Genomic DNA, 22432 nt, shown 5'->3' with positions numbered 1-22432 from the left:
CACGCGCCTCAAGCCCACTCCACCAACCCTTCCTCTGCACACATGCGCGGCCACGACGGTCGCGCCTTCAGTCGCACGGCGAGCGCCGCGACGTGTGGCCACTCAGTAGCGGGTTTCGGCATGTTGCGTGACCAGCGCATCAGCATCAGCGCGTAGAGATCGGCGACGCTGAAGCGTTCGCCCAGCAGGTACGGACCATGCGCGGCGAGGTGGGCGTCGATATGCGACCAGCATTTCTCGATGCCGGCGCGTGCGTTCTGCTGGATCGTCTCGCCAGCTTCGGCCAGATGGTCGTTCGGGTAGAACCACTGGCGGAACAGCGGCTGCAGCGAGTTGGCGAGGTAGAACATCCATTGCAGGCAGTCGGCGCGTTGCGCGCTGCCCGATGCCGGTGCCAGTGCGACGTCGGGGTGGCGCTCGGCCAGCAGCAGCGCCAGCGCGGCGGCCTCGCCGTGCGGTTGGCCGTCGATCACAAGGGTGGGCACCACACCGTGCGGGTTGATCGCGAGATAGGCGGCGCTGCGCTGCTCGCCCTTCTCGATGTCGATGCGCTTGAGTTCGTACGGCGCGCCGATTTCCAGCAGCGCGAGGTGCACCACGAGGTTGGCCGAGCCGGGTGCGTAGTAGAGCGTATACATGGCGGGTGTCCTTGGGGGATATCCCGCCGATGATACGCGCGCCTAGCCGTCCAGTTCCGCCCAGCGCGCGTAGGCGCCTTCCAGTTCTACCTGCAGCTTCGCCAGCGCCTCGTTCGCCTTGACGATGGCGGCGCTGTCCTGCTGGAAGAAGGCCGGCTCGTTCATCGCTTCGCCACGCGCGGCGATGTCGGCCTCAAGCTGCTCGATGCGCGCGGGCAGTTGTTCGAGTTCGCGCTGGTCCTTGTAGCTGAGCTTGCGCCTGGGTGCCGCAGCGGGCGATGCCGACTCCTCGCGGACCAGGCCCGGCTTCGCCGCCGCCGCGGCAACCGCGGCCGCTGCCGCCGGCCGCTGCCGCAACCAGTCGCTGTAGCCGCCCACGTACTCGCCGATCCGCCCATGGCCTTCCAGCACCAGGGTGCTCGACACCACGTTGTCGAGGAAGGCGCGGTCGTGCGAGACCAGCAGCAGGGTGCCCTGGTAGTCGGTCAGCAGTTCTTCCAGCAGTTCCAGCGTCTCGATGTCGAGGTCGTTGGTGGGTTCGTCCATCACCAGCAGATTCGATGGCTGCGCGAACAGCTTGGCCAGCAGCAGGCGGTTGCGCTCGCCGCCGGAGAGCCGGGTGATCGGCGCGCGGGCGCGCTCGGGCGAGAACAGGAAGTCCTGCAGGTAGCCGATGATGTGCTTGCGCTGGCCGTTGAGCTCGATGAACTCGCGACCCTCGGCCACGTTGTCCAGCGCGTTCTGGCTGTCGTCGAGCTGCAGGCGGTGCTGGTCGAAGTAGGCGACCTGGATGCTGGTGCCCAGCTCGGCCGTGCCGCGTTGCGGCTGCAGCTCGCCCAGCATGATCTTCAGCAAGGTGCTCTTGCCCGCGCCGTTCGGGCCGATGATGCCGATGCGGTCGCCGCGCATCACTGTGGTGGTGAGGTCGTCGATCAGCACGCGGCCGCCGTAGGCCTGGTGCACGTGCTGCAGGTCGATCACCTTCTTGCCCGAGGCCTGCGCGTTCGCGGCGGTCATCTTCACGTTGCCGCCCAGCTCGCGCCGTTGCGCGCGCTCCACGCGCAGCGCCTTCAGCGCGCGCACGCGGCCCTCGTTGCGGGTGCGCCGGGCCTTGATGCCCTGGCGTATCCACACTTCCTCCTGCGCCAGCTTCTTGTCGAACAGCGCATTCGCCTGCGCCTCGGCGTGCAGGCGTTCCTCGCGCCGGCGCAGGTAGTTGGCGTAGTCGCCGGGCCAGTCGGTGAGCTGGCCGCGGTCGATCTCCACGATGCGCGTGGCCAGCGCCTGCAGGAAGCTGCGGTCGTGGGTGACGAAGATCAGCGAGCCGTCGAAGGATTTCAGGAAGCCTTCCAGCCAGCCGATCGCCTCGATATCGAGATGGTTGGTGGGCTCATCCAGCAGCAGCACGTCGGGTCTGCGCACCAGCGCCTGCGCCAGCAGCACGCGGCGCTTCATGCCGCCGGAGAGTGCGGCGAAATCGGTGTCGGCGGGAAGCTCCAGCCGGGTCAGCACCTCGCTGACGCGGCGATCGAGATCCCAGCCATGGCGCGCTTCGATCGCGTGCTGCACCTCGCCCAGCGCATCCAGGTCGCCTTCGTGCAGCAGATGGTGATAGCGCGCCAGCAACTGCCCGAGGTCGCCCAGGCCTGCGGCCACCACGTCGAACACGCTGCCAGCGGTGCCGTGCGGCACCTCCTGCGCCATGCGCGCGATCACGACGCCGCCCTGCACGCGCACCTCGCCGTCGTCGGCTTTCAGCTCGCCGGCGATCAGCTTCATCAGGGTGGATTTGCCTTCGCCGTTGCGGCCGACGATGCACACGCGCTCGTTGCGGTCGATTGAAAGATCGACCTGTTCGAGCAGGAGGGGGCCGCCGATGCTGAAGTCGACGCGCTGCAATTGGATCAGGGACATCCGCCCATTCTAGCGGGCTTCGCCGCCCGGGCGGATTGCTGGCAAGGGCGTTCGGCCTGGAACAATTCATTGTGGAACATCGACTTAACGAATTTATTTCAAGTCTTGCCTATGGAATTTGCTGCGACCATGCGTTAAGGTCGCGCCCACGTGGGGTAAGGTTACGGTTTGTTTGCGAGGTGTTCGGGTGGCCAACGAGTCCATGAGGCTGGGGCGAATGCTGGATCGTCTGCGCGCGATGCTGTTGCTGGGGCTGCTGTGCGGCCTCGGCGGATTCGCCTGCGCGGCGCATGCCGGCTACGCGGCCATCGTGGTCGACGGCAGCAACGGCCAGATCCTGGAGCAGGTCAACGCCGATCATCGCGACTATCCCGCCTCGCTGACCAAGATGATGACGCTCTACCTCACCTTCCAGGAGTTGAAGAGCGGCAAGCTGCAACTCGACCAGTCGATGGCGGTATCCGCCTGGGCGGCGGGCAAGTCGCCCACCAAGCTGGGCCTGCGCGCCGGCCAGACCATCTCGGTGCAGGACTGCGTGCTTGGCATGATCACCAAGTCGGCGAACGATGCCGCCACCGTGATGGCCGAAGGCATCGGCGGCAGCGAGGATCACTTCGCCGAGATGATGAACGCGCAGGCCGCGTTGCTCGGCATGAGCGACACGCATTTCGCGAATGCCTCCGGCCTGCCCGACCCGAACAACACCTCCACCGCGCACGACCTGGTGAAGCTGGCGATGGCGCTGTACCGCGACTTCCCGCAGTACGCGCATTTCTTCGCCACCCAGGAGTTCGTGTTCCGCGGGCACATCGTGCGCGGACACAACCATCTGATGTATCGCTACGCGGGCATGGACGGGCTGAAGACCGGCTTCACCGACGCTTCCGGCTTCAACCTGGCCTCCACCGCCGTGCGCGACGGCCACCGCCTGTTCGCCGTGGTGCTGGGCAGCCGCACCGCCGGCGGGCGCGACAAGCTGATGGCGCGCCTGCTGGACGACGGTTTCAAGGGCGAGCAGACGCCACCGATCCTGGTCGCCGAAGCCGGCGGCGTGCGCCCGGGCAGCCGCGCCGCCCGCATCCTGGAGGCGATCTCGCCGATCCAGACCGCCGAGGCGGATACCGTGCCGGCCTCGGAACGCCGGCCGGGGCCGATCCGCAAGGCGCGCCATGGCAAGTCGGTGGCCGTGGCCAGCTGCGGCTCGCGCGGCAACACCGCCTGCCGGCGCGCTCCCGTGCACCGCGCACACCGTGCCGCGACGCGTCTGGCCGCCCATCATCCGCGGACCAAGAAGCAGCCGGTCGTGGTCGCCTCGCGCCGCGATACGGACGGCTAAGCCTCTCCTCGCCCCACGCCTCCTTTCCCGGCCGCGCGCTGCGTTGCACGCGGCTTGAGTCGTGCCGGCTTCGCCCGGTCGCGGCCCGATGGCTTATCCTGTCGCGCTGAACGCGCGGCACGGCAGCTGCACATGCATGCACGGACCGGGCGGCGCACACACAGGGGCAACCATGACCGGTCAGCTGACCGACCGCTATCTGCGGGCCAAGCGCATCGTCGCGAGCGTGCTGGAAATCGGCGCGGCCGACCGCGATGCCGCGATCGCGCGCGAATGCGGCGACGACGAGGCGCTGGCGCGCGAAGTGCGCTGGATGATCGCCGCGATCGAGCGCAGCCACACCGCCACGCTGCCGCTGCTGCCGGGCGACACGGTCGACCTCAGCGGCCTCGACACGCAGACATCCGCACCGCACCGCTACCGGCTGGTGCGCCGCGTGGGCGAGGGCGGCATGGGCGTGGTCTACCTGGCCGAGCGCGCCGACGCCGGTTTCGTGCAGCAGGTGGCGCTGAAGGTGCTGGGTGCCGGCGCGGTGGGTTCGCCCACACTGCTGGAGCGCTTCGCGCGCGAGCGGCAACTGCTGGCGCGGCTGGAGCATCCCGGCATCGCGCGCCTGCTCGACGGCGGCGTGCTCGCCGACGGCCAGCCTTTCCTGGCGATGGAATACATCGAGGGCGAGCGCATCGACACGTGGTGCGAGCAGCACGGATTGAGCCTGCGCGAACGCATCGCGCTGTTCCTCAAGGTCTGCGCCGCGGTGGAGTACGCGCACCGCAACCTGGTGATCCACCGCGACCTCAAGCCCGCCAACATCCTGGTCGATGCGCAGGGCCAGCCCAAGCTGCTGGATTTCGGCATCGCCCGGCTGATCGACGCGCAGGCCGTCGAGGGCGCGCTCACCGAAACCGGCCAGCATGCGCTGACCCTGGCCTACGCCAGCCCCGAGCAGATCGAGCAGCAGCCGCTGACCACCGCGGTGGATGTCTACGGCCTGGGCATGGTGCTGTACCAATTGGTTGCGGGCCGACGCCCCTGGCAGCACATCACCACGCCGCACCAGCTCAGCCACGCGATCGTCGCCGGCGAGATCGTGCCGCCCAGCCGCAGCGCGCAGCCGCCGCAGGCGGACGGCAGCGAGGCGCCGCGCCGCGTGGTGCCGGCCGACATCGACGCGATCGCGCTGAAGGCGCTGCGCCGCCGGGCCAGCGAGCGCTATGCCACGGTCGGCGCACTCGCCGCCGACCTGCGCAACTGGCTGGAACAGCGGCCGGTGCTGGCGCGGCGCGGCCGCCGCCTGTACCGGCTGCGCCGCTTCCTGCAACGCAACCGCTGGCCGCTGACCGCCGCTGCCGCGCTGCTGCTCAGCGTGTTCGCCGGCCTCGCCACCTCGCTGTATTCGCTGCAGCAGACGCGCGTCCAGCAGCGGCTGGCCGAGCAGCGCGAACAGCAGCTGGAGCGCATGGTGCAGTTCCAGCAATCCATGTACGACAGCGTGGACATCGGCGCGATGGGCCACGCCATCGTCGCTGCGACACAGCAGCAGGTCGACGCGGCGCTTGCGCCGGCCGCATCGAACGCCGCTCCACCCGCCGCCGGCACCTTGACCAAGGCCTTCGCCAGCGTGCAGGCCACCGACATCGCGCGCGAGGCGATGGACGACTACGTGATCGGCCATACCTTGAATGGCCTCGACCGCGCGTTCCCGGACGCGCCGTTGCTGGACGCCAGCCTGCGCCAGTCGCTGGCGCGGGCGCTGCTCGGCATCGGCAGCTACACGCACGCCGCCGACGAGTTGCGCAAGGTGCTGGCGGTGCGTGCGAAGCTGCTGCCCACCGACGACCGTGACCAGCTTTCCGTGCGCGTGGATCTGGCGCAGGCGCTGGAGAAGCAGGGGCGTACCACCGACGCGGCAGCCATGTATGCCCAGGCCGAGAAGCTGGCGCAGTCCAAGCCACCCATCGATGCGCTGCGGATCGCAGCCGAAGCCGGCTCGGCGCGCATGCTGGTCGAACAGGGGCATCTGCAACAGGCGTTGCAGCGGCAGGATGCGCTCTATACCGAGCTGAAGCCGCGCCTGCCCGCCACCGATGCCGGCCTGATGCAGTTGCAGCGCGACCTGGTGATGACGCTGATCGGGCTGGGCCAGCGCGACCGCGCGCTGCAGCTGACCGAGCCACTGGTGGCGCTGGACCAGCACACGCTGGGGCCGGACAACCCGCAGACCCTCGACGCCATGCTGGTCCAGGCCCGGCTGCTGCACTACCGCTATGAGTACGAGCGCTCGCTCGCACTCGCGCGCCAGGTGGCGACCGTCCGTACGCAGCGCCTGGGCGCGGATCACCCGGATACGCTGGCCGCCGAATACATGGTGGCGATGGATGAGGTTTATCTCGCGCAGGATCCCAAGGCCTTCGCCGCGGCCGCCACGGACCTGCAACGGGTGATAGCCGTGCGCCGCCGCGAACTGGGCAGCGATCACCCGGACACCATCGCCGCCGAGACCGTGATGGTGCGGCTGCTGGCCAAGCAGGGCAGCTACGCCAAGGTGCCGGCAGAACAACGCGCGTACTACGCACAGGCGATCGCGCTGGAGCGGCAGATCCTCGCGGCCCACGAACGCCAGCTCGGTCCCGACCACCCCAAGACCCTGATGGCGCACGGCAGCCTCGCCAGCCTGCTGGACGACGCCGGCGAGTACGCGCAGGCGCTGGCCGAGGCGAAGCTGTGTCTGGCCGGCCAGCTGCGCGTGCTGGGGCCGCAGCACCCGCTGATTTCCGCCACGCGCACCCTGATCGGCGACATCGAGGACGACGCCCACCACTGGGAAGCCTCGCGCGACGCCTACCGGCAGGCGCTGCAACAGCGCGAGCAACTGCTGGGCCTGCGCGACGCGCATACCATCGAGAGCGCCTCGCGGCTGTACTCGGTGCTGGTGGAACTGCACGACGGCGCCGAGGCGACCAAGGTGCGCCAGCGCTACATGGATCCGGTGATCGCGATGGACCCGAAGACGCTCAACGCCTCCATGCGCAGCGTGCGCGACGAGGCGATGCGGATGCTGAAGGAGTAACGGATCGCGATGGCATTCAATGGACGCCGGGCGCTGAGCGAGCGGGGATGACCCTCGCCGCGCCGCGCAACATCGACGCCGTGCCGAAAGCGCTGCTCCAGGCCAGCAGGAATACCGGCCACCTCGTGCTGGACTCCGAACCCGTGCACGCAGGCGTGCCGGCCAAGGCGTTGACCCACATATTGGGTTGGTTATACTAGCTCAGCGAAAAAACTAGTATAACCGTCATGGACCACTACACGCCGCTGTCGTTGTCCGCGCAAACCGCCTACGCCCAGCTGCTGGACGCGGTCCAGGCGGTGGAGTTGGCGCGCTCCGTGGCCAACCTGCGCGGTTCGTTTGCCAGCAAGACGGTAAAGGGCGGCGTCTACTGGTACTTCCAGTACACCGAGTTGTCCGGGCGCCTGCGCCAGTTCTACGTGGGGCCGGATTCGCCGCAGGTGCGCGAGTTGATCGCACAGCACGGCGACGGCCGGCCGACGGCGGCGCTGGAACCGTTGGCGCGTTCGGCCATCGCGCTGGGTTGCGCGCCGGTGCTGGTGCCGCACTTCCGGGTGATCCGCCGGCTGTCGGACTACGGCTTTTTCCGGGCGGGTGGGGTGCTGGTGGACACGCACGCGTTCCTCGCGTTCGGCAACATGCTGGGCGTGAGCTGGGGCGATGCCTCGCGCACGCAGGATGTCGATTTCGCCCATGCCGGCAAGCAGCTGGCGATTGCGCTGCCATCGAACATCGAGATCGACACGCCGGCGGCCATCGATTCGCTGAAGATGGGCTTCCTGCCGCTGGGCAGTTCCGACGGCAAGCTCGGGGGCACCTGGCTGAGTCCGCGCGACCCGGACTTCCAGCTGGATTTCATCACGCCGCAACACCGCGGCGGCGTGCCGTACCGGCATGCGCAGTTGGGCATCACGTTGCAGCCATTGAAGTTCATGGAGTACCTGCTGCAGGACGTGCAGCAGGCGGTGTTGTTCTGCGCCGACGGCGCGGTGGTGGTCAACGTGTCGCATCCGCTGCGCTACGCCATGCACAAGCTGATCGTGGCGGGCGAGCGTGGAGCGACGCGTGCGGCGAAATCGAACAAGGATCTGCGCCAGAGCGCCGCCTTGCTGGCGCATTACCGGCAGGGTTCCGATTGGGAGGCACGCGAGGCGTGGGGCGACCTGGTATCGCGCGGACCCGGATGGAAGACGCGCGCGCTGCGCGGGCTGGGCGCCGTCGAAAAACTCGCACCGGAGCTGGGCGTGCAGGATTGGCTGGATTCCCCCAACCAGCGCTGAGGTGGCTCAGGCCGGTTCGTGAAGGCGCGCAAAAAAACGGGCCGCGCGAGGCGGCCCGTTTCGTGTTGCTTTTCGGCAGTGCGGCTTACTTCAGCTTGGCGGCCTTGCGCAGCGCCTCGGCCTTGTCGGTCTTTTCCCACGAGAACGCGGTGTAGGACTTGCCGCTCTTGTCCTTGACCTCGACCGGGCTGCGGCCGAAGTGGCCGTAGCTGGCGGTCTGTTGGTACATCGGGTGGATGAGATCCAGCATCTGCAGGATGCCGTACGGGCGCAGGTCGAAGTGCGCGCGGATCAGCTTCTCGATCTTGTCGTCGCTGATCTTGCCGGTGCCGAACGTGGTCACCGAGATCGAGGTGGGATGGGCCACGCCGATCGCGTAGCTCACCTGCACCTCGCAGCGGTCGGCGATGCCGGCGGCCACGATGTTCTTGGCCACGTAGCGCGCGGCGTAGGCGGCCGAGCGGTCCACCTTGGACGGATCCTTGCCGGAGAACGCGCCGCCACCATGACGGGCCCAGCCGCCGTAGGTGTCGACGATGATCTTGCGGCCGGTCAGGCCGCAGTCGCCCACCGGGCCGCCGATCACGAACTTGCCGGTCGGGTTGATGTGGAACTTGGTGCCCTTGTGCAGCAGCTTGGCCGGCAGCACCGGCTTGAGGATGTACTCGCGCACGGCCTCGATCAGGTCCTTCTGCTTCACGTCCGGATCATGCTGGGTCGACAGCACCACGGCGTCGATCGCGGTGGCGACACCGTTGTCGTAGCGCAGGGTGACCTGGCTCTTGGCATCCGGGCGCAGCCACGGCAGCGGCGAATTCTTCTTCTTGCGGACCTTGGCCTGCTGCTCGACCAGACGGTGCGAGTAGTAGATCGCCGCCGGCATGTAGTCCTTGGTCTCGTTCGTCGCGTAGCCGAACATCAGGCCCTGGTCGCCCGCGCCCTGTTCTTCCGGCTTCTTGCGGTCCACGCCCTGGTTGATGTCGGGCGACTGCTTGCCGATCAGGTTGATCACGCCGCAGGTGGCGCCGTCGAAGCCGACGTTGCTGGAGTCGTAGCCGATGTCGAGGATCACCTTGCGGGTGATCGCTTCGAGGTCGATCCACGCGCTGGTGGTGATCTCGCCGGCGACGATGGCCACGCCGGTCTTGACCATGGTTTCGCAGGCCACGCGGGCACGCGGATCCTGCGCGAGGATCGCGTCGAGCACGGCGTCGGAGATCTGGTCGGCGACCTTGTCCGGATGGCCTTCGGAGACCGATTCGGAAGTGAACAGATGGCTGGACATCGCGTTTTATATCCTCGTGTACGGATAAAGAGATAAAAGAGGGCGGCATGATACAACGCCGCCCCCGGTTTTGCAGCCCGCGGAAATTCTGGCGGGCTGCCGGTTAGCTGCGTGTTCAGACGTCTGGATGGCCGGGGGCCCTGCTGCGGGGCCGCCGGCCACCCATTCAGACGGCGGCAGTGGCGGCCGCCGCGGCCAGCTCCGCACGCAGCTGGCGGGCGCAGGCCAGCATGCCGCGCAGCGCGGCCTCCACCTCGGGCCAGCCGCGGGTCTTCAGGCCGCAGTCCGGATTAATCCACAACTGCTCCGGCCGCAGTACTTCCAGTGCCTTGCGCAGCAGGCCGAGCATCTCCTCCTGCGTGGGCACGCGCGGCGAGTGGATGTCGTACACGCCCGGGCCGATGCCGTTGGGGTAGCGGAAGCGCGCGAAGGCGTCCAGCAATTCCATCCGCGAGCGGCTGGTCTCGATCGAGATCACGTCGGCATCCATCGCGGCCACCGCCTCGATGATGTCGTTGAACTCGGAGTAGCACATGTGGGTGTGGATCTGGGTGGCGTCGCGCACGCCGCCGGCCGCGATGCGGAAGCTTTCCACCGCCCAGGCGAGGTAGCCCGGCCAGTCGGCGCGACGCAGCGGCAGGCCTTCGCGGAGCGCGGGCTCGTCGATCTGGATCACCTTGATGCCGACGGCTTCCAGGTCGTGCACCTCGTCGCGCAGCGCCAGCGCGATCTGCCGGCATACGGTTTCGCGCGGCAGGTCGTCGCGCACGAACGACCACTGCAGCATGGTGACCGGGCCGGTGAGCATGCCCTTCATCGGTCGCTCGGTGAGCGATTGGGCGTAGGTCGACCAGCGCACCGTCATCGGCGCGGGCCGCGCCACGTCGCCCCAGATCACCGGCGGCTTCACGCAGCGCGAACCGTAGCTCTGCACCCAGCCCAGCCGGGTGAACAGGTAGCCGTCCAGCTGTTCGCCGAAGTACTCCACCATGTCGTTGCGCTCGGGCTCGCCGTGCACCAGCACGTCCAGGCCGATGACCTCCTGGAAGCGCACCACGCGTTCGACTTCCGCCTGCAGCAGCGCCTCGTAGGCGGCATCGTCCAGCCTGCCGCCGCGGTGCGCGGCGCGCGCCTGGCGCAGCTCGTCGGTCTGCGGGAACGAGCCGATCGTGGTGGTGGGCAGCGGCGGCAAGGCTAGGGCCTCCGCCTGCGTGACGCGGCGCGTGGCGTAGGGCGAGCGGCGCAGCATCGTCTGCGGGCTGAGTTCGTGCAGGCGGGCACGCACGGCGGGATTGCACACGCCGGGTTGTTGCGCCTGCCGGTCGAGCAGGGCCTGCTGCGCCTGCAGCGCGGCTTCGGCTTCGGCGTGGCCGGCCAGTGCGTCGGCATAGACGCGCAATTCCTCCAGCTTCTGCCGCGCGAACGCCATCGTGGCGCGGCGTGCCGGCTCCAGTGCCGTTTCCGCGGCGAGGTCGATCGGCACGTGCAGCAGCGAGCAGGACGGCGCCAGCCACAGCCTGTCGTCGCCCAGCCGCGCCAGTGCCTGGCGCAGCAGCGGCAGCACGCGCGCGGGGCGGCTGCGCCAGACGTTGCGGCCATCGATCACGCCGCAGCTGAGTACGCGGCCTGCGGGCAACGCGTCGAGCACGGCGCCGAGCTGCTGCGGCGTGCGCGCCAGGTCGATGTGCAGGCCGTCCACCGGCAGGCTCGTGGCGAGCGCGAGGTTGTCGCCCAGCGCACCGAAGTAGCTGGCGAGCAGGATCTTCGGCCCGTTCGCCGTGGCCAGCGCCGCGTAGGCACGGCGATAGGCGGCGTGGTCGTCGCCGTCCTGGTCGAGCACGAGGCAGGGTTCGTCCAGTTGCACCCAGTCGGCGCCCGCTTCGGCCAGCTGGCGCAGCAGTTCGGCATAGGCGGGCAGCAAGGCATCGAGCAGGGCCAGCCGGTCGCTGCCATCCACGGCCTTGGACAGCAGCAGGAAGGACACCGGCCCCAGCAGCACCGGCCGCGCGTGGTGGCCCAGCGCCTTCGCCTCCAGGAATTCCGCCAGCGGCTTGGCGCCGGCGAGGGCGAAACGCTGGCCGGCGTGCAGTTCCGGCACCAGGTAGTGGTAGTTGGTGTCGAACCACTTGGTCATTTCCAGCGCGTGCAAGTCGTGGCCGCCGCGCTTGTGGCCGCGGGCCATCGCGAAATAGCCGTCCAGACGGCTTTCGGCGAACACCGGGCGGTAGCGTTCCGGGATCGCGTCGAACAGCACGGCGGTGTCGAGCACGTGGTCGTACAGGCTGAAGTCGTTGCAGGGTACGACGTCGGCGCCGGCGTCGCGGGCCAGCTGCCAGTGCCGTGCGCGCAGCGCGCGGGCGGTGTCGGGCAAGGCTGCGGCGGGCGCTTCGCCGCGCCAGTGCGCTTCCAGTGCGCGTTTCAGTTCACGCTTGAGGCCGATGCGCGGAAAGCCGAGATGGGTAACGAGTGACATGGATGATTCCTCTTGCATGTAGGGCAAAGAGGAACGAAGGCGGGTTGGGCGAGATCGCCCGAGCCGTTGACCTTCGCCCCCGCGGGCGAGCCGGCGGCGCGGGCAGGCGAAGCCGGCGCGGGCCGTGAGGGCGGCAGCGCGCAGGCTCCGGCCCTCCCCGCGGAGATGCCAGGTCGTGCGGAAGCGGCGTGCCGCTTCCGGCCGAGGCAGGTATTCGGGCTCGTGGACGTGACCGGCAAAGTGTCGGCCGCCTACTGTCCGTCGCTTCCCGGGCGTGTTGCACCCAGTGCCGGTGACGGAGGTCGTTTCCACATACCGCTGCGGGGCAGCGCCGGATTCGCACCGGCTTCCCTTGAGATATCTCTTCATTCGCATAAAGAGATAGTTACCTTGGGCGTTGCGAAAATTAGCCGTACGGACGGCCAAAGTCAATGCGAGGCCTTGCTGCGCCCGGGCGCGTCCGGCGCGATCCGCGCGCCATGGCTGCGCGGCCGCCCCGCCGGCGTCGCTGTCACGTCGCTGACGCGCAGGCGCAACGCCGGCGTCCCGGTGGCCGCGCAATCTTGCGACGGGCCAAGCCGAGGGTCGTCGCCATGCAAGCGATCGAGCAGCGTCTGCAGCAACGCTATCCGCACTGGTTCCGCGGCCGGCGCGGACGCCTGGCCGTGCCGCTGCTGCACGGGCTGGCGCGCTGGTCGGGCTTCGACGGCATCGACGCCTTCTGCGCCGGGCACGGCCACCTGCGCGGCTTCGCCTTCGTCGAGGCGGCCATGCGGTGGCTGGAGATGCGTTACGACGTCGACACGGATGCGCTGGCGCGCATACCCGCGCACGGACCGTTGCTGATCGTGGCCAACCATCCGTGCGGCGCGCTCGACGCGCTGACGCTGCTGGACATGGTGGGGCGGGTGCGGCGCGACGTGCGCATCGTCGCCAACGAGGTGCTGGCGCTGGTGGAGCCGCTGGCGGAACTGCTGCTGCCGGTGCGCGTGTTCGGCGGCCCCGCCGGCGCGGCCAGCCTGCGCCGGGTGGAGCGTGCATTGCGCGACGGCGAATGCGTGATCGTGTTCCCCGCCGGCGAAGTCTCGCGGCTGGGTTTGCACGGCGTGCGCGACACACGCTGGCGCCCCGGGTTCCTGCGTTTCGCGCGGCGCGCGTCGGCGCCGGTGTTGCCGGTGCGCATCGACGCGCGCAATTCGGCGCTGTTCTACGGGGTTTCCGCGCTGTGCCGCCCGGCATCGACCGCGCTGCTGGCACGCGAGATGCTCGCCCGTCGGCGCCGGCCGGTGCGCCTGCACGTGGGCGAGCCGGCGGCGATCGCGGGCGACGAGAGCGAACGCGGTGCGCTGCGGCGCATCCGCCGGACGCTGCACACGCTCGGTCGCCGCGGAACGGCGGCCGTGGCCGGTCCGGCGCCGCTGGCGACGCCCGTCGATGCGGTTGCGCTGGCGGAGGCGATGGCAGCCACCGAGTTGCTCGGTGCCACCGGCGACGGCAAGCAGATTCGCCTGGCGCGCGTCGCCGGCGGTTCGCCGCTGCTGCAGGAGATCGGCCGGCTGCGCGAGCTGACCTTCCGCGAGGTGGGCGAGGGCACCGGCCGCAGCCGCGATCTCGACGCCTACGACGCGCACTACGACCACATCCTGGTGTGGGACGCGCAGGCCACGCGCATTGCCGGCGCCTACCGCGTGATGCGCGGCGCCGAGGCGCTGGCGCGCACCGGGCTGGCCGGGTTGTACACGGCCTCGCTGTTCCGTTATGCGGACGCGGCCGTGCCGCGGCTGGCGACGGGGCTGGAACTGGGGCGCAGCTTCGTGGTGCCGGACTACTGGGGCAGCCGCAGCCTCGACTACCTGTGGCAGGGCATCGGCGCCTACCTGCAGCGCTATCCGGGCGTGCGCTACCTCTATGGCGCGGTCTCGATCAGCGCCGCGCTGCCGCGCGCGGCAAGCGAGCAGATCGTGGCCTATTACCGGCGCTACCACGGCAGCGCGCAGCCGCTGGCCAGCGCCCGCCGGCCGTTTGCGTTCGAACAGGCGGAGCCATCGTTCGACGGACTCGACGGTGCCGCCGCGCACGAGGCGCTGAAGCTGGCACTGGACCGGCTCGGTGCCTCGGTGCCGATGCTCTACAAGCAGTACACCGAGTTGTGCGAGCCCGGCGGCGCGCGCTTCCTCGCCTTCGGCGTGGACCCGGACTTCAGCGGCTCCATCGATGGACTGATCGAGGTGGACCTGGAGCAGGTACGGCCACGCAAGCGCCAGCGCTACCTGGAGCGCCGGCAGGACGCGATGGCATGAAGCGCCCGACCGCCCCGTCCGAGCGGCGGCTGCGGACGGTGTTCCTGTCCGATGTGCACCTGGGTGCCAGGCATTGCCATGCAGCGGAGCTGGCGGACTTCCTGGGCGGCCTGCGCTGCGAGCAGCTCTACCTGGTGGGCGACATCGTCGACCTGTGGTGGATCGCGCGCTGGCGCACCTGCTGGGGCGGCGCGCACGCGCGCGTGATCGAGGCGCTGCATGCCTTGCACCGGCGCGGCACGGCGATCACCTACGTGCCAGGCAATCACGACCGGCCGCTGCGGCGGCTGTGCGGCCTGTGGATACCGGGCCTGCGCATGCGGCGGCGCGCGATCCACGTGACCGCCGATGGCCGTCGCCTGCTGGTGACGCACGGCGACGATTACGACAACGTCACCCAGTTCGGCGGCCTGCAGGAGCGCCTGGGCGACTGGATCTACTACCGCATCCTCAGCTGCAACCGCTGGCTGAATCTGGCACGGCGGCGGCTCGGCCTGCGCTACTGGTCGCTGTCCGCCTTCGTGAAGCGGCAGAGCGGCGCCGCCGAACGCTACATCGCGCGCTTCGTGCAGGCCGGGCTGGACGATGCCGCGCAGCGCGGCCTCGACGGCATCGTCTGCGGGCACATCCATCGCGCCGCGTTGATCCGGCGCGACGACCTGGTCTACGCCAACGACGGCGACTGGGTGGAAAGCCTCACCGTGCTGGCCGAGGACATGGACGGCACGCTGCGCCTGCTTGGCCATCGCGGCGAAGTGCTCGCCGAGATACCGCCGCGGTTGCGCCTGACGATGGTGGAGTTGCCACACGAGCTGGCTGCCTGAAGAGGCGTCAGGCGGCGAGGCGCTCGCCTACCGACAGCGCGGTGAAATAGTCGCGGGTCAGCCGGAGCTGTTCGACCGCCGTTTCCGCACGGTTGACCACCCCGCGGAAGGCGGCGTTCTCAGGGCGATCCTTCGCGTACCAGCCCAGGTGCTTGCGCGCGATGCGCACGCCGGGCACTTCGCCGTAGAACGCATAGAGATGCTCCAGGTGGCCGAGCAGGATCGCGGCCACCTCGTCCGGCGTGGGCTCGGGCAGTTGTTCGCCGGTGGCGAGGTAGTGCGCGATCTCGCGGAAGATCCACGGCCGGCCCTGCGCGCCGCGACCGATCATCAGCGCATCCGCGCCGGTGGCGGCCAGCACCTGCTTCGCGCGCTCGGGCGTGGTCACGTCGCCGTTGGCGAACACCGGGATGCGCACGCTGGCCTTCACCGCGGCGATGGTTTCGTACTCGGCCTCACCCTCGTACTTGTCGGCGCGGGTGCGGCCGTGCAGCGCCAGCGCGGCGATGCCCGCGTCCTCGGCGAGGCGGGCGATGCTCAAGGCGTTCTTGTGCCCGCGGTCCCAGCCGGTGCGGAACTTCAGCGTCACCGGCACGTCCACCGCATCGACGACCGCCTTGCAGATGCGCGCCACCAGCGGCTCGTCCTGCAGCAGGGCGGAGCCGGACCACACGTTGCACACCTTCTTCGCCGGGCAGCCCATGTTGATGTCGATGATCTGCGCACCGTTGGCGGCGTTGCAGCGCGCCGCCTCGGCCAGCATCGCCGGGTCGTAGCCGGCGATCTGCACGCTCACCGGCTCGGGCTCGCCGGCATGGTCCATGCGGCGCAGCGACTTGGCGGTGTGCCACAACCGCGGATCGGCGGTGGTCATCTCCGACACCGCCAACCCCGCGCCCAGCCGCTTGCACAACAGGCGGAACGGCTTGTCGGTGACGCCGGCCATGGGGGCCAGCGCCAGCGGCGGGTCGATGCGGTAGGGGCCGATCTGCATCCGCACATTCTATAAGAGCCTGTTCCATGTCTCCGCATGGCGGCCACGGCAAGGCAACGCGGACTATGCGGAGACATGGAACAGGCTCTGGTGGGTGTGACGGCGGCCCGGAAAAGCTATGATCGCGGCGAGAGGCACTTGACAGGGAATGGGCTTCGGATGTTTCGGGGGGCGTGGCTGGGTCTGCTGCTGGCGCTGATCGCGACGCCTGTCGTCGCGGCGCCGATGAACGCGTTCCGCGAAAGCGCGGTGACCAATCCGCATGGACTGATCGCCTTCGTGCGCCAGCAACTCGACCAGGCGGGTGTTGCGCTGCAGCCCGCGCGCGAGCGCGAGTTGCTGTGGGGCATGGGCACGGCCGCGATCAACAGCAACGACGATGCGGCGCTGGCCGAGGCCACGCTGCGGCTCGACGGCCTGGCCACGGTGGCGCACGACCCGGTGGCGGCCGCGGCGGCGGGCTTCCTGCGCGCTCGCCACGATATCGCCAACGGTCTCGGCGACGGACTGGGCGAGGCGCTGAAGGCGGCGGACAAGGTGCTGGGAGAATCCGATTCGGAGGTCGTGGCCTGGGCACGCTTCCAGCTGTGCGATGCCTATGCGCTCGACGAAAAGCCGGCCAAGGCCTTGCCGCTGTGCCAGCAGGCGGTGGCGGCGTATCGCGCGCTGGGCGACGACTTCGGTATCGGCGATGCCGAGAACGACGTGGGCATCGCCCTGGCCACGCTGAACCGGGTCAACGACGCGGCGGCGGCCTATGAGCGTTCGCGCGAGTACTACGCCAGGGCCAAGGCGGAACAGCTGGTGGTGATGGTGGGCGACAACCTCGCACAGATGTACCTGAAACAGGGGCGTGCTCGCGAAGCGCAGGCCTTGTCCGAGGCTTCGTTGAAGCAGGAACTGGCCACCGGGCGCATCAGCGACGCGCTGGGCTCCAGCACCAATATCGCCCGGGCCGAGGCGGCGCAGGGCCAGCACCGCCAAGCCTACGCGCGGATGCGGGCGGCCGTGGCACAGGCGCGCAAGGCCGGCATCAACGGCCAGCTGATCGATATGCTGAAGGTGGAGAGCCAACTGGCCGAGCAGGCTGGCGATCTGCGCCAGGCGCTGGCCGACGAGCGCGAGGCGGCTCAGCTCGGCAGCGCTTTCGAGACGCCGGCGCTGCGTGCGATCGAGGTCGAACTGGAGCAGCGCTATGCCACGCGCGAGAAGGAGCTGCGCATCAGCGAGCTGGAGCACGCCAACGAACTGAAGGACCTGCAGCTCAAGGCGGCGGAGGCCGAGACGGCGCGCCGGCGCGAGCAGCAGCAGCGCCAGCGCCTGGTCAACCTGACGATCGCGCTGCTGGCGGCGGCCTTGCTGCTGATCGTCGGCCTGCTCGTGCTGTTGTTGCGCTCGCAGCGCCGGCATACCGCCGAATTGCAGGCGCAGACCCTGCGCGATCCGCTCACCGGCATGGCGAACCGGCGCGCGTTCCAGCAGCGCGCCATCGAACTGCTGGGCCGTCCGCGCGAGGCGTCGGCGCCGTTGCACGTGCTGCTGCTGATCGACATCGACCACTTCAAGAGCATCAACGACAGCATCGGCCATCCGCAGGGCGACCGGGTGCTGCGGCTCCTCACCGACTACCTGCGTGGCGCGGTGGGCGATGCCAGCTTCGCGGCGCGCATCGGCGGCGAGGAATTCGCCGTGTTGTGCCCGCAGGCGGGCCTGACGGCCGGCATGCGGTTGGCGGAAACCCTGCGTGCGGGATCGGCCGCGCTGGCGCTGCCGAAGGACCTGCCGGTGGACAAGCTGACGATCAGCATCGGCGTGGCGCAGTTCGACGGCGTGCGCTGCCACGACTTGTCGAGCTGGATGCGCGCCGCCGACCTGGCGCTGTACTCCGCCAAGTCCGGCGGTCGCGACCAGGTGGTGGCGAGCAAGCTGGTGGGTTGATCCCGGCGATCCCTAGTGCGTGGGTACCACGCGACCGGCCGCGGCCGGGTCGTGCCGGTGCTTGAACAGCGGCACGAACAGCAACGCCATCAGCAGTGCATAGCCCGCGAAGGCCAGCCAGATGCCGGGCCAGTCCTTGCAGATCAGCACGCTGTCGTCGCAGGCGTGGTTGGTGAAGAAGTGGTCGATCACGAAGCCCGCGATCAGGCTGCCCAGCACCGCGCCGACACCGTTCGTCATCAGCATGAACAGGCCTTGCGCGCTGGCGCGGATCTTCGGGTCGGCCTGGCCTTCGACGAACAGCGAGCCGGAGATGTTGAAGAAGTCGAATGCCATGCCGTAGACGATGCACGACAGCACGATCATCCACAGTCCGCCGAGCGGCTCCGGGTTGCCGAACGCGAACAGGCCGAAGCGCAGCACCCAGGCCAGCATGCTCATCGTCATCACCGCCTTGATGCCGAAGCGCTTCAGGAAGAACGGAATGGTGAGGATGAATGCGGTTTCGGAGAACTGCGAGATCGAGATGATGATGGTCGAGTACTTCACCGTCAGCAGGTTCGCGTACTCGGGCACCTTGACGAAGTCGCTGAGGAAGGCGTCGCCGTAGGCATTGGTGAGCTGCAGCGCCGCGCCCAGCAGCATGGCGAAGACGAAGAACACCGCCATGTTGCGGTTCTTGAACAGCACGAACGAGGTGAGGCCGAGCCGGTCCACCAGGGTGCGGCTGTGCGCGGCATCGAGTTTGGGCGGGCACTTCGGCAGGGTGAAGGCGTACAGGCCCAGCAGCAGCGAGGCGCCCGCGGCCACGTGGAACTGCGCGGGCGAGGCCTTGAAGCCCAGCAGGCTGGTGGTCCAGGTGGCGGCGATGAAGCCGATCGTGCCCCACACGCGGATCGGCGGATAGGTGGCGACCACGTCGAGGCCATCCTGCTTCAGCGCGTTGAACGCCACCGTGATCGCCAGCGAGATCGTGGGCATGTAGAAGCACATGTTCAGCAGCATCACCCAGAACATCTGCTGCGGGTCGGTGACGTGGGGTATCGCGAACAGCACCACGGCGCCGGCGATCTGGAACAGCCCATACAGCCGCTCGGCGTTGATCCACTTGTCCGCCACGATGCCGGCCAGCGAGGGCATGAACAGCGAGGCGATGCCCATGGTCGAGAAGATCGCGCCGAAGCTGGTGCCCGACCAGTGCTGGGTCTGGAACCACCACGTGCCGATGGTCAGCAGCCAGGCGCCCCAGATGTAGTACTGGAGGAAATTCAGGACGGTGAGGCGGAGCTTCAGGCTCATGGATGGATGCATCCCCTGTGCGGCCGGGGACGATCCCGTGGCCATGCGTCGAATCACGGCAGGTTAGAGGAAGCCTCGGCGAGGCGGCAAGGCGCGCCGCAGCGCGGTCCGGTCAGTCGCGCAAGGCCGCGGCCACGCGTTCGCGCAGCACCGGCAACAACTCCGCCTCGAACCACGGGTTGCGCGTGAGCCACAGCCGGTTGCGCGGGCTGGGGTGCGGCAGCGGCAGCACGCCGCGCGCGAGGTGCTCGCGCCAGGCCAGCACGGTATCGGTGAGCGTGCGGCCGCGCCGCTCGCCGAGCAGGCCGGCCTGCGCGTACTGGCCGATCGCCAGCGTCAGCCGCACCTGCGCGAGGCGTGGCAGCAGGCGCGGATGCCAGGTCGGTGCGCACTCCGGGCGCGGCGGCAGGTCGCCGCCCTTGCCGGTGCCGGGAAAGCAGAAACCCATCGGCACGATGGCGATCCTGTCGGCGTCGTAGAACACGCTCTTGTCGACGCCCAGCCACTCGCGCAGGCGGTCGCCGCTGACGTCGTTGAACGGGGTGCCGGTCTCGTGCACCTTGCGCCCCGGCGCCTGGCTCACGATCAGCAGCCGCGATTGCAGCGACGCCTGCAGCACGGGGCGCGGCCCCAGCGGCAGGTGCGCCTCGCACAGGCGGCAGGCGCGAACTTCGGCGAGCAGCGACTCGAACGCGATGGTGTCGCGGTGGGCAGATGCAGTCATGGCGAGACGGCGGTATCCGGCAGCGGGGGCGGCGCGGAAGCGGCGATCAGGCTGCGCCGTACGGCCAGGAACCAGATCGCGCCGAGTGGGATAGACAGGCCCAGCACCCACGGCCCGTAAGGCTGCGCCATCGCCGACCCGCTGAACAACTGCACGCTGATCGGCTGGAACGCGAAATGCCCGCTGCTCCAGTCGAAACGCAGCGTGGTCACGCCGAGCAGGGTGAACAGCGCCCACAGCCACTTGCGCCGCGCGATCGGCGTGCGCAGGCACAGCACGAAGGCGTACAGGCACAGCAGCATGTCCGCCACGGTCAGCGCGAACATCAGCCAATGCGTGATGCCCTTGCCCTTGAAGGTGAATGCGTTGCTGGCTTCCAGCGAGTCGGCCATGCGTTTGGCGTGCAGGCCTTCGATCATGAGCTTGTCGTGCTGCCGTTCAAGCACGACGTTGGCGACGACCCAGGCGTCGCGAAATTCGTATTCATACGTCAGGTTGAACACGGCGCCCTGTTGCGGCGAGCCGAGCTTGCTGAAATACGAGGTATACGCGCCGACGATCTTCACCGACTCCGGCTGGCCTTCCGGAAACGCCGCGGCCAGCTCGTGCAACTTGTCGCCGATGTCCGGGCTCAGGTACTTCGGGTCGAGCCGCGCCTTCACCGCATCGAACTCGCCGCTGCGCAACTGGTCGATGATGGCCTTGGCTGTGGACGACTCGGCCTTGGGCTCCAGCTTGCCGATGAGCGCCTGCTGGCTGCATGCGCTCAGCGCGAGGCACAGCACCGCCAGTACCGCAAGCAACGCACGCTTCATGCAGTTCCCCTGCCGAATGGATGAGCGGCAGCTACGGTAGCAGCTTGCCCGGATTGAGGATGCCGTCCGGATCGAACGCGGCCTTGATGCCGCGCATCAGGTCCAGCGTGGCGGCCGGCAGCGCCAGCGGCATGAACTCGCGCTTGACCACGCCGATGCCGTGCTCGCCCGACAGCGTGCCCTCGAGCGCGATCACCAGCGCAAACAACTCGGGCAGCGCGGCGTAGGCGCGCTCGATCTCGTCCACGTCGCGCGGCAGGAAGTTCACGTGCAGGTTGCCGTTGCCCGCATGGCCGAAGCTCACGATGGGCACGGCGTGTTTTTCCGCCAGCCGGCGCACGCCATTCACCAGTTCGGGAAGGCGGGATACCGGCACCACCACGTCCTCGTTGACCTTGTGCTGCGTGGCGGCGCGCTGGGCGAGCGAGAGCGCCTTGCGCGCGGCCCACAGCGCGGCGGTTTGCGCGGCGTCCGTCGCCACCACGAGATCGGTCAGCCCGTCGCCGCGCGCGGCGCGGGCCACCGCATGGGCCGCCACGTCCAGCGTCTCCGGCTCGCCGTCCACCTCGATCATCAGCAGCGCGTCCGCCTCGGGCACGCCGGCCTCGGGCTGATGGTCGCGCGCCAGTTTCAGCGCCAGCGCATCCATGAACTCCAGCGCGGAAGGCGTCACCGGCTGCGCCATGATGCGCGCCACCGCGCGCGCCGCCGCGCCCGCGTCGGTGTAGCTGGCGCGCAGCGAACGCACCGCGGCGGGTCGGGGCGTGAGCTTGAGCGTGGTCTCGGTGATCAGCGCCAGCGTGCCCTCCGAACCGATCAGCAGGCGCGTCAGGTCGTAGCCGGTGGAATCCTTGGTGGTGTGCGTGCCCGCGCGGAAGCTCTCGCCCGTGCCCGCCACGGCGGCGAGGCCCAGCACGTTGTCGCGCGTGCTGCCGTACTTCACCGCGCGCGGCCCGCTCGCGTTGCAGGCGAGGTTGCCGCCCACCGCGCACCACGGCGCGGAACCGGGATCGGGCGCCCAGAAAAATCCGTGCGGTGCCAGCGCCTGCTGCAAGGCCTCGTTGGTCACGCCCGGCTCGACCACCGCGAGGCGATCGTCCGGCGCGATGCGCAGGATGCGGTTCATCCGCGTGAAACACGCCACCACGCCACCCGCCATCGGCACCGAAGCGCCGGTGGAACTGGTGCCGCCGCCGCGCGCGGTGAGCGGCACGCGATGCTCGCGGCAGGCGCGTACCAGTGCTTCCACCTGATCGTGCGTGGTGGGAAACACCACCGCATCGGGTATCTGCGCATGGCGCGAGTTGTCGTGGGCGTAGGCGCGGCGTTCGACCTCAGCCGTGGACACGGCGCCTTGTGGAAAGGTTTCGTGTAGAAGGTTCAACAGGGTAAGGGGTAGTGGCATCACGGCAGTTTAACGCTGTGCATCGGGGGGCACGCGGGTGATGTGAGGTGCAACGCGAGCGGCTGCGCGGTTCCAGGTGTTGAGACTGGCGCGAGCGTTCAGGTGCTACTGAGCCGACGGCGTGTACTTCTTGTTTT

General features: G+C 69.1%; 16 protein-coding genes and 1 riboswitch. Of the genes, 7 read left to right on the top strand and 9 right to left on the bottom strand.

Translation table 11 applies throughout. From position 1 onward, the window contains the following. Positions 1–8: 8 nt before the first annotated feature. Positions 9–638, bottom strand: coding sequence for a glutathione S-transferase family protein (locus AB7878_RS06295; protein WP_369493539.1), 630 nt, complete (start codon positions 636–638; stop codon positions 9–11). 42 nt (positions 639–680) lie between these two features. After that, positions 681–2552, bottom strand: a complete 1872-nt coding sequence (locus AB7878_RS06290; protein ID WP_369493538.1) for an ATP-binding cassette domain-containing protein — start codon at positions 2550–2552, stop codon at positions 681–683. Positions 2553–2754: 202 nt separating this feature from the next. Here AB7878_RS06290 and AB7878_RS06285 point away from each other — a divergent pair, with 202 nt between their 5' ends. The 4 genes from AB7878_RS06285 (at position 2755) to AB7878_RS06270 (ending at position 8238) form a co-directional block, all read left to right on the top strand. Then, positions 2755–3888 carry a D-alanyl-D-alanine carboxypeptidase family protein gene (locus AB7878_RS06285; protein WP_369493537.1) on the top strand — a complete coding sequence of 378 codons (1134 nt, stop codon included), beginning with the start codon at positions 2755–2757 and terminating at the stop codon, positions 3886–3888. Positions 3889–4060: 172 nt separating this feature from the next. Further along, positions 4061–6958 carry a serine/threonine-protein kinase gene (locus tag AB7878_RS06280; protein WP_369493536.1) on the top strand — a complete coding sequence of 966 codons (2898 nt, stop codon included), beginning with the start codon at positions 4061–4063 and terminating at the stop codon, positions 6956–6958. A 47-nt stretch (positions 6959–7005) separates the two neighbouring features. Further along, complete coding sequence (locus AB7878_RS06275) at positions 7006–7158, top strand: hypothetical protein (RefSeq protein ID WP_369493535.1); 153 nt, start codon at positions 7006–7008, stop codon at positions 7156–7158. Between the two features lie 27 nt (positions 7159–7185). Continuing rightward, the gene (locus AB7878_RS06270) at positions 7186–8238 is read left to right on the top strand and encodes a GSU2403 family nucleotidyltransferase fold protein (RefSeq protein WP_369493534.1); all 1053 of its coding nucleotides are present in this window, start codon (positions 7186–7188) and stop codon (positions 8236–8238) included. A gap of 85 nt (positions 8239–8323) precedes the next feature. Here AB7878_RS06270 and metK read toward each other — a convergent pair whose 3' ends face one another. Together metK and metE are read right to left on the bottom strand one after the other, a co-directional pair. Continuing rightward, a complete protein-coding gene (metK, locus tag AB7878_RS06265) occupies positions 8324–9523 on the bottom strand; it encodes a methionine adenosyltransferase (RefSeq protein ID WP_369493533.1) in 1200 nt (399 codons plus the stop codon). Between the two features lie 166 nt (positions 9524–9689). Then, positions 9690–11996, bottom strand: a complete 2307-nt coding sequence (gene metE, locus AB7878_RS06260) for a 5-methyltetrahydropteroyltriglutamate--homocysteine S-methyltransferase (protein ID WP_369493532.1) — start codon at positions 11994–11996, stop codon at positions 9690–9692. Positions 11997–12184: 188 nt separating this feature from the next. Further along, a riboswitch (cobalamin riboswitch) is annotated at positions 12185–12404 on the bottom strand. Between the two features lie 185 nt (positions 12405–12589). On the opposite strand from metE, the gene olsF reads away from it, so the two are divergent. Together olsF and AB7878_RS06250 are read left to right on the top strand one after the other, a co-directional pair. Next, positions 12590–14296 (top strand): bifunctional ornithine lipid synthase OlsF, encoded by a 1707-nt coding sequence (gene olsF / locus AB7878_RS06255; RefSeq protein ID WP_369493531.1) that lies wholly within the window; start codon positions 12590–12592, stop codon positions 14294–14296. Continuing rightward, positions 14293–15120: a UDP-2,3-diacylglucosamine diphosphatase gene (locus AB7878_RS06250; RefSeq protein WP_369493530.1), complete on the top strand. Its 828-nt coding sequence runs from the start codon at positions 14293–14295 to the stop codon at positions 15118–15120. The genes olsF and AB7878_RS06250 overlap by 4 nt, the downstream gene beginning before the upstream one ends. A 7-nt stretch (positions 15121–15127) precedes the next feature. Here AB7878_RS06250 and dusB read toward each other — a convergent pair whose 3' ends face one another. Beyond that, the gene (dusB, locus tag AB7878_RS06245; protein ID WP_369493529.1) at positions 15128–16114 is read right to left on the bottom strand and encodes a tRNA dihydrouridine synthase DusB; all 987 of its coding nucleotides are present in this window, start codon (positions 16112–16114) and stop codon (positions 15128–15130) included. A gap of 159 nt (positions 16115–16273) precedes the next feature. On the opposite strand from dusB, the gene AB7878_RS06240 reads away from it, so the two are divergent. Then, positions 16274–18052: a GGDEF domain-containing protein gene (locus AB7878_RS06240; RefSeq protein ID WP_369493528.1), complete on the top strand. Its 1779-nt coding sequence runs from the start codon at positions 16274–16276 to the stop codon at positions 18050–18052. A 12-nt stretch (positions 18053–18064) separates the two neighbouring features. Here the strand turns inward: AB7878_RS06240 and AB7878_RS06235 are convergent, their stop codons facing one another. The 4 genes from AB7878_RS06235 to AB7878_RS06220 form a co-directional block, all read right to left on the bottom strand. Then, complete coding sequence (locus AB7878_RS06235; RefSeq protein WP_369493527.1) at positions 18065–19351, bottom strand: nucleoside permease; 1287 nt, start codon at positions 19349–19351, stop codon at positions 18065–18067. A gap of 112 nt (positions 19352–19463) precedes the next feature. Next, positions 19464–20075 carry a uracil-DNA glycosylase family protein gene (locus AB7878_RS06230; RefSeq protein WP_369493526.1) on the bottom strand — a complete coding sequence of 204 codons (612 nt, stop codon included), beginning with the start codon at positions 20073–20075 and terminating at the stop codon, positions 19464–19466. Continuing rightward, positions 20072–20890, bottom strand: a complete 819-nt coding sequence (locus AB7878_RS06225; protein ID WP_369493525.1) for a hypothetical protein — start codon at positions 20888–20890, stop codon at positions 20072–20074. The genes AB7878_RS06230 and AB7878_RS06225 overlap by 4 nt, the downstream gene beginning before the upstream one ends. 31 nt (positions 20891–20921) lie before the next feature. After that, on the bottom strand, positions 20922–22295 hold the full coding sequence (locus tag AB7878_RS06220) for an FAD-binding oxidoreductase (protein WP_369493524.1): 1374 nt from the start codon (positions 22293–22295) through the stop codon (positions 20922–20924). Positions 22296–22432 lie beyond the last annotated feature (137 nt).

Source organism: Rhodanobacter humi, from assembly GCF_041107455.1.
GTDB lineage: Bacteria > Pseudomonadota > Gammaproteobacteria > Xanthomonadales > Rhodanobacteraceae > Rhodanobacter_A.
Note: the sequence above shows the minus strand (reverse complement) of the source record. Positions and strands in the feature narration are given on the sequence as shown.

Bases quoted from the DNA above. Each gene is read 5' to 3' on its own strand.
- AB7878_RS06295 (WP_369493539.1), bottom strand. From the start codon at position 638: ATGTATACGCTCTACTACGCACCCGGCTCGGCCAACCTCGTGGTGCAC.
- AB7878_RS06290 (WP_369493538.1), bottom strand. From the start codon at position 2,552: ATGTCCCTGATCCAATTGCAGCGCGTCGACTTCAGCATCGGCGGCCCC.
- AB7878_RS06285 (WP_369493537.1), top strand. From the start codon at position 2,755: ATGAGGCTGGGGCGAATGCTGGATCGTCTGCGCGCGATGCTGTTGCTG.
- AB7878_RS06280 (WP_369493536.1), top strand. From the start codon at position 4,061: ATGACCGGTCAGCTGACCGACCGCTATCTGCGGGCCAAGCGCATCGTC.
- AB7878_RS06275 (WP_369493535.1), top strand. From the start codon at position 7,006: ATGACCCTCGCCGCGCCGCGCAACATCGACGCCGTGCCGAAAGCGCTG.
- AB7878_RS06270 (WP_369493534.1), top strand. From the start codon at position 7,186: ATGGACCACTACACGCCGCTGTCGTTGTCCGCGCAAACCGCCTACGCC.
- metK (WP_369493533.1), bottom strand. From the start codon at position 9,523: ATGTCCAGCCATCTGTTCACTTCCGAATCGGTCTCCGAAGGCCATCCG.
- metE (WP_369493532.1), bottom strand. From the start codon at position 11,996: ATGTCACTCGTTACCCATCTCGGCTTTCCGCGCATCGGCCTCAAGCGT.
- olsF (WP_369493531.1), top strand. From the start codon at position 12,590: ATGCAAGCGATCGAGCAGCGTCTGCAGCAACGCTATCCGCACTGGTTC.
- AB7878_RS06250 (WP_369493530.1), top strand. From the start codon at position 14,293: ATGAAGCGCCCGACCGCCCCGTCCGAGCGGCGGCTGCGGACGGTGTTC.
- dusB (WP_369493529.1), bottom strand. From the start codon at position 16,114: ATGCAGATCGGCCCCTACCGCATCGACCCGCCGCTGGCGCTGGCCCCC.
- AB7878_RS06240 (WP_369493528.1), top strand. From the start codon at position 16,274: ATGTTTCGGGGGGCGTGGCTGGGTCTGCTGCTGGCGCTGATCGCGACG.
- AB7878_RS06235 (WP_369493527.1), bottom strand. From the start codon at position 19,351: ATGAGCCTGAAGCTCCGCCTCACCGTCCTGAATTTCCTCCAGTACTAC.
- AB7878_RS06230 (WP_369493526.1), bottom strand. From the start codon at position 20,075: ATGACTGCATCTGCCCACCGCGACACCATCGCGTTCGAGTCGCTGCTC.
- AB7878_RS06225 (WP_369493525.1), bottom strand. From the start codon at position 20,890: ATGAAGCGTGCGTTGCTTGCGGTACTGGCGGTGCTGTGCCTCGCGCTG.
- AB7878_RS06220 (WP_369493524.1), bottom strand. From the start codon at position 22,295: ATGCCACTACCCCTTACCCTGTTGAACCTTCTACACGAAACCTTTCCA.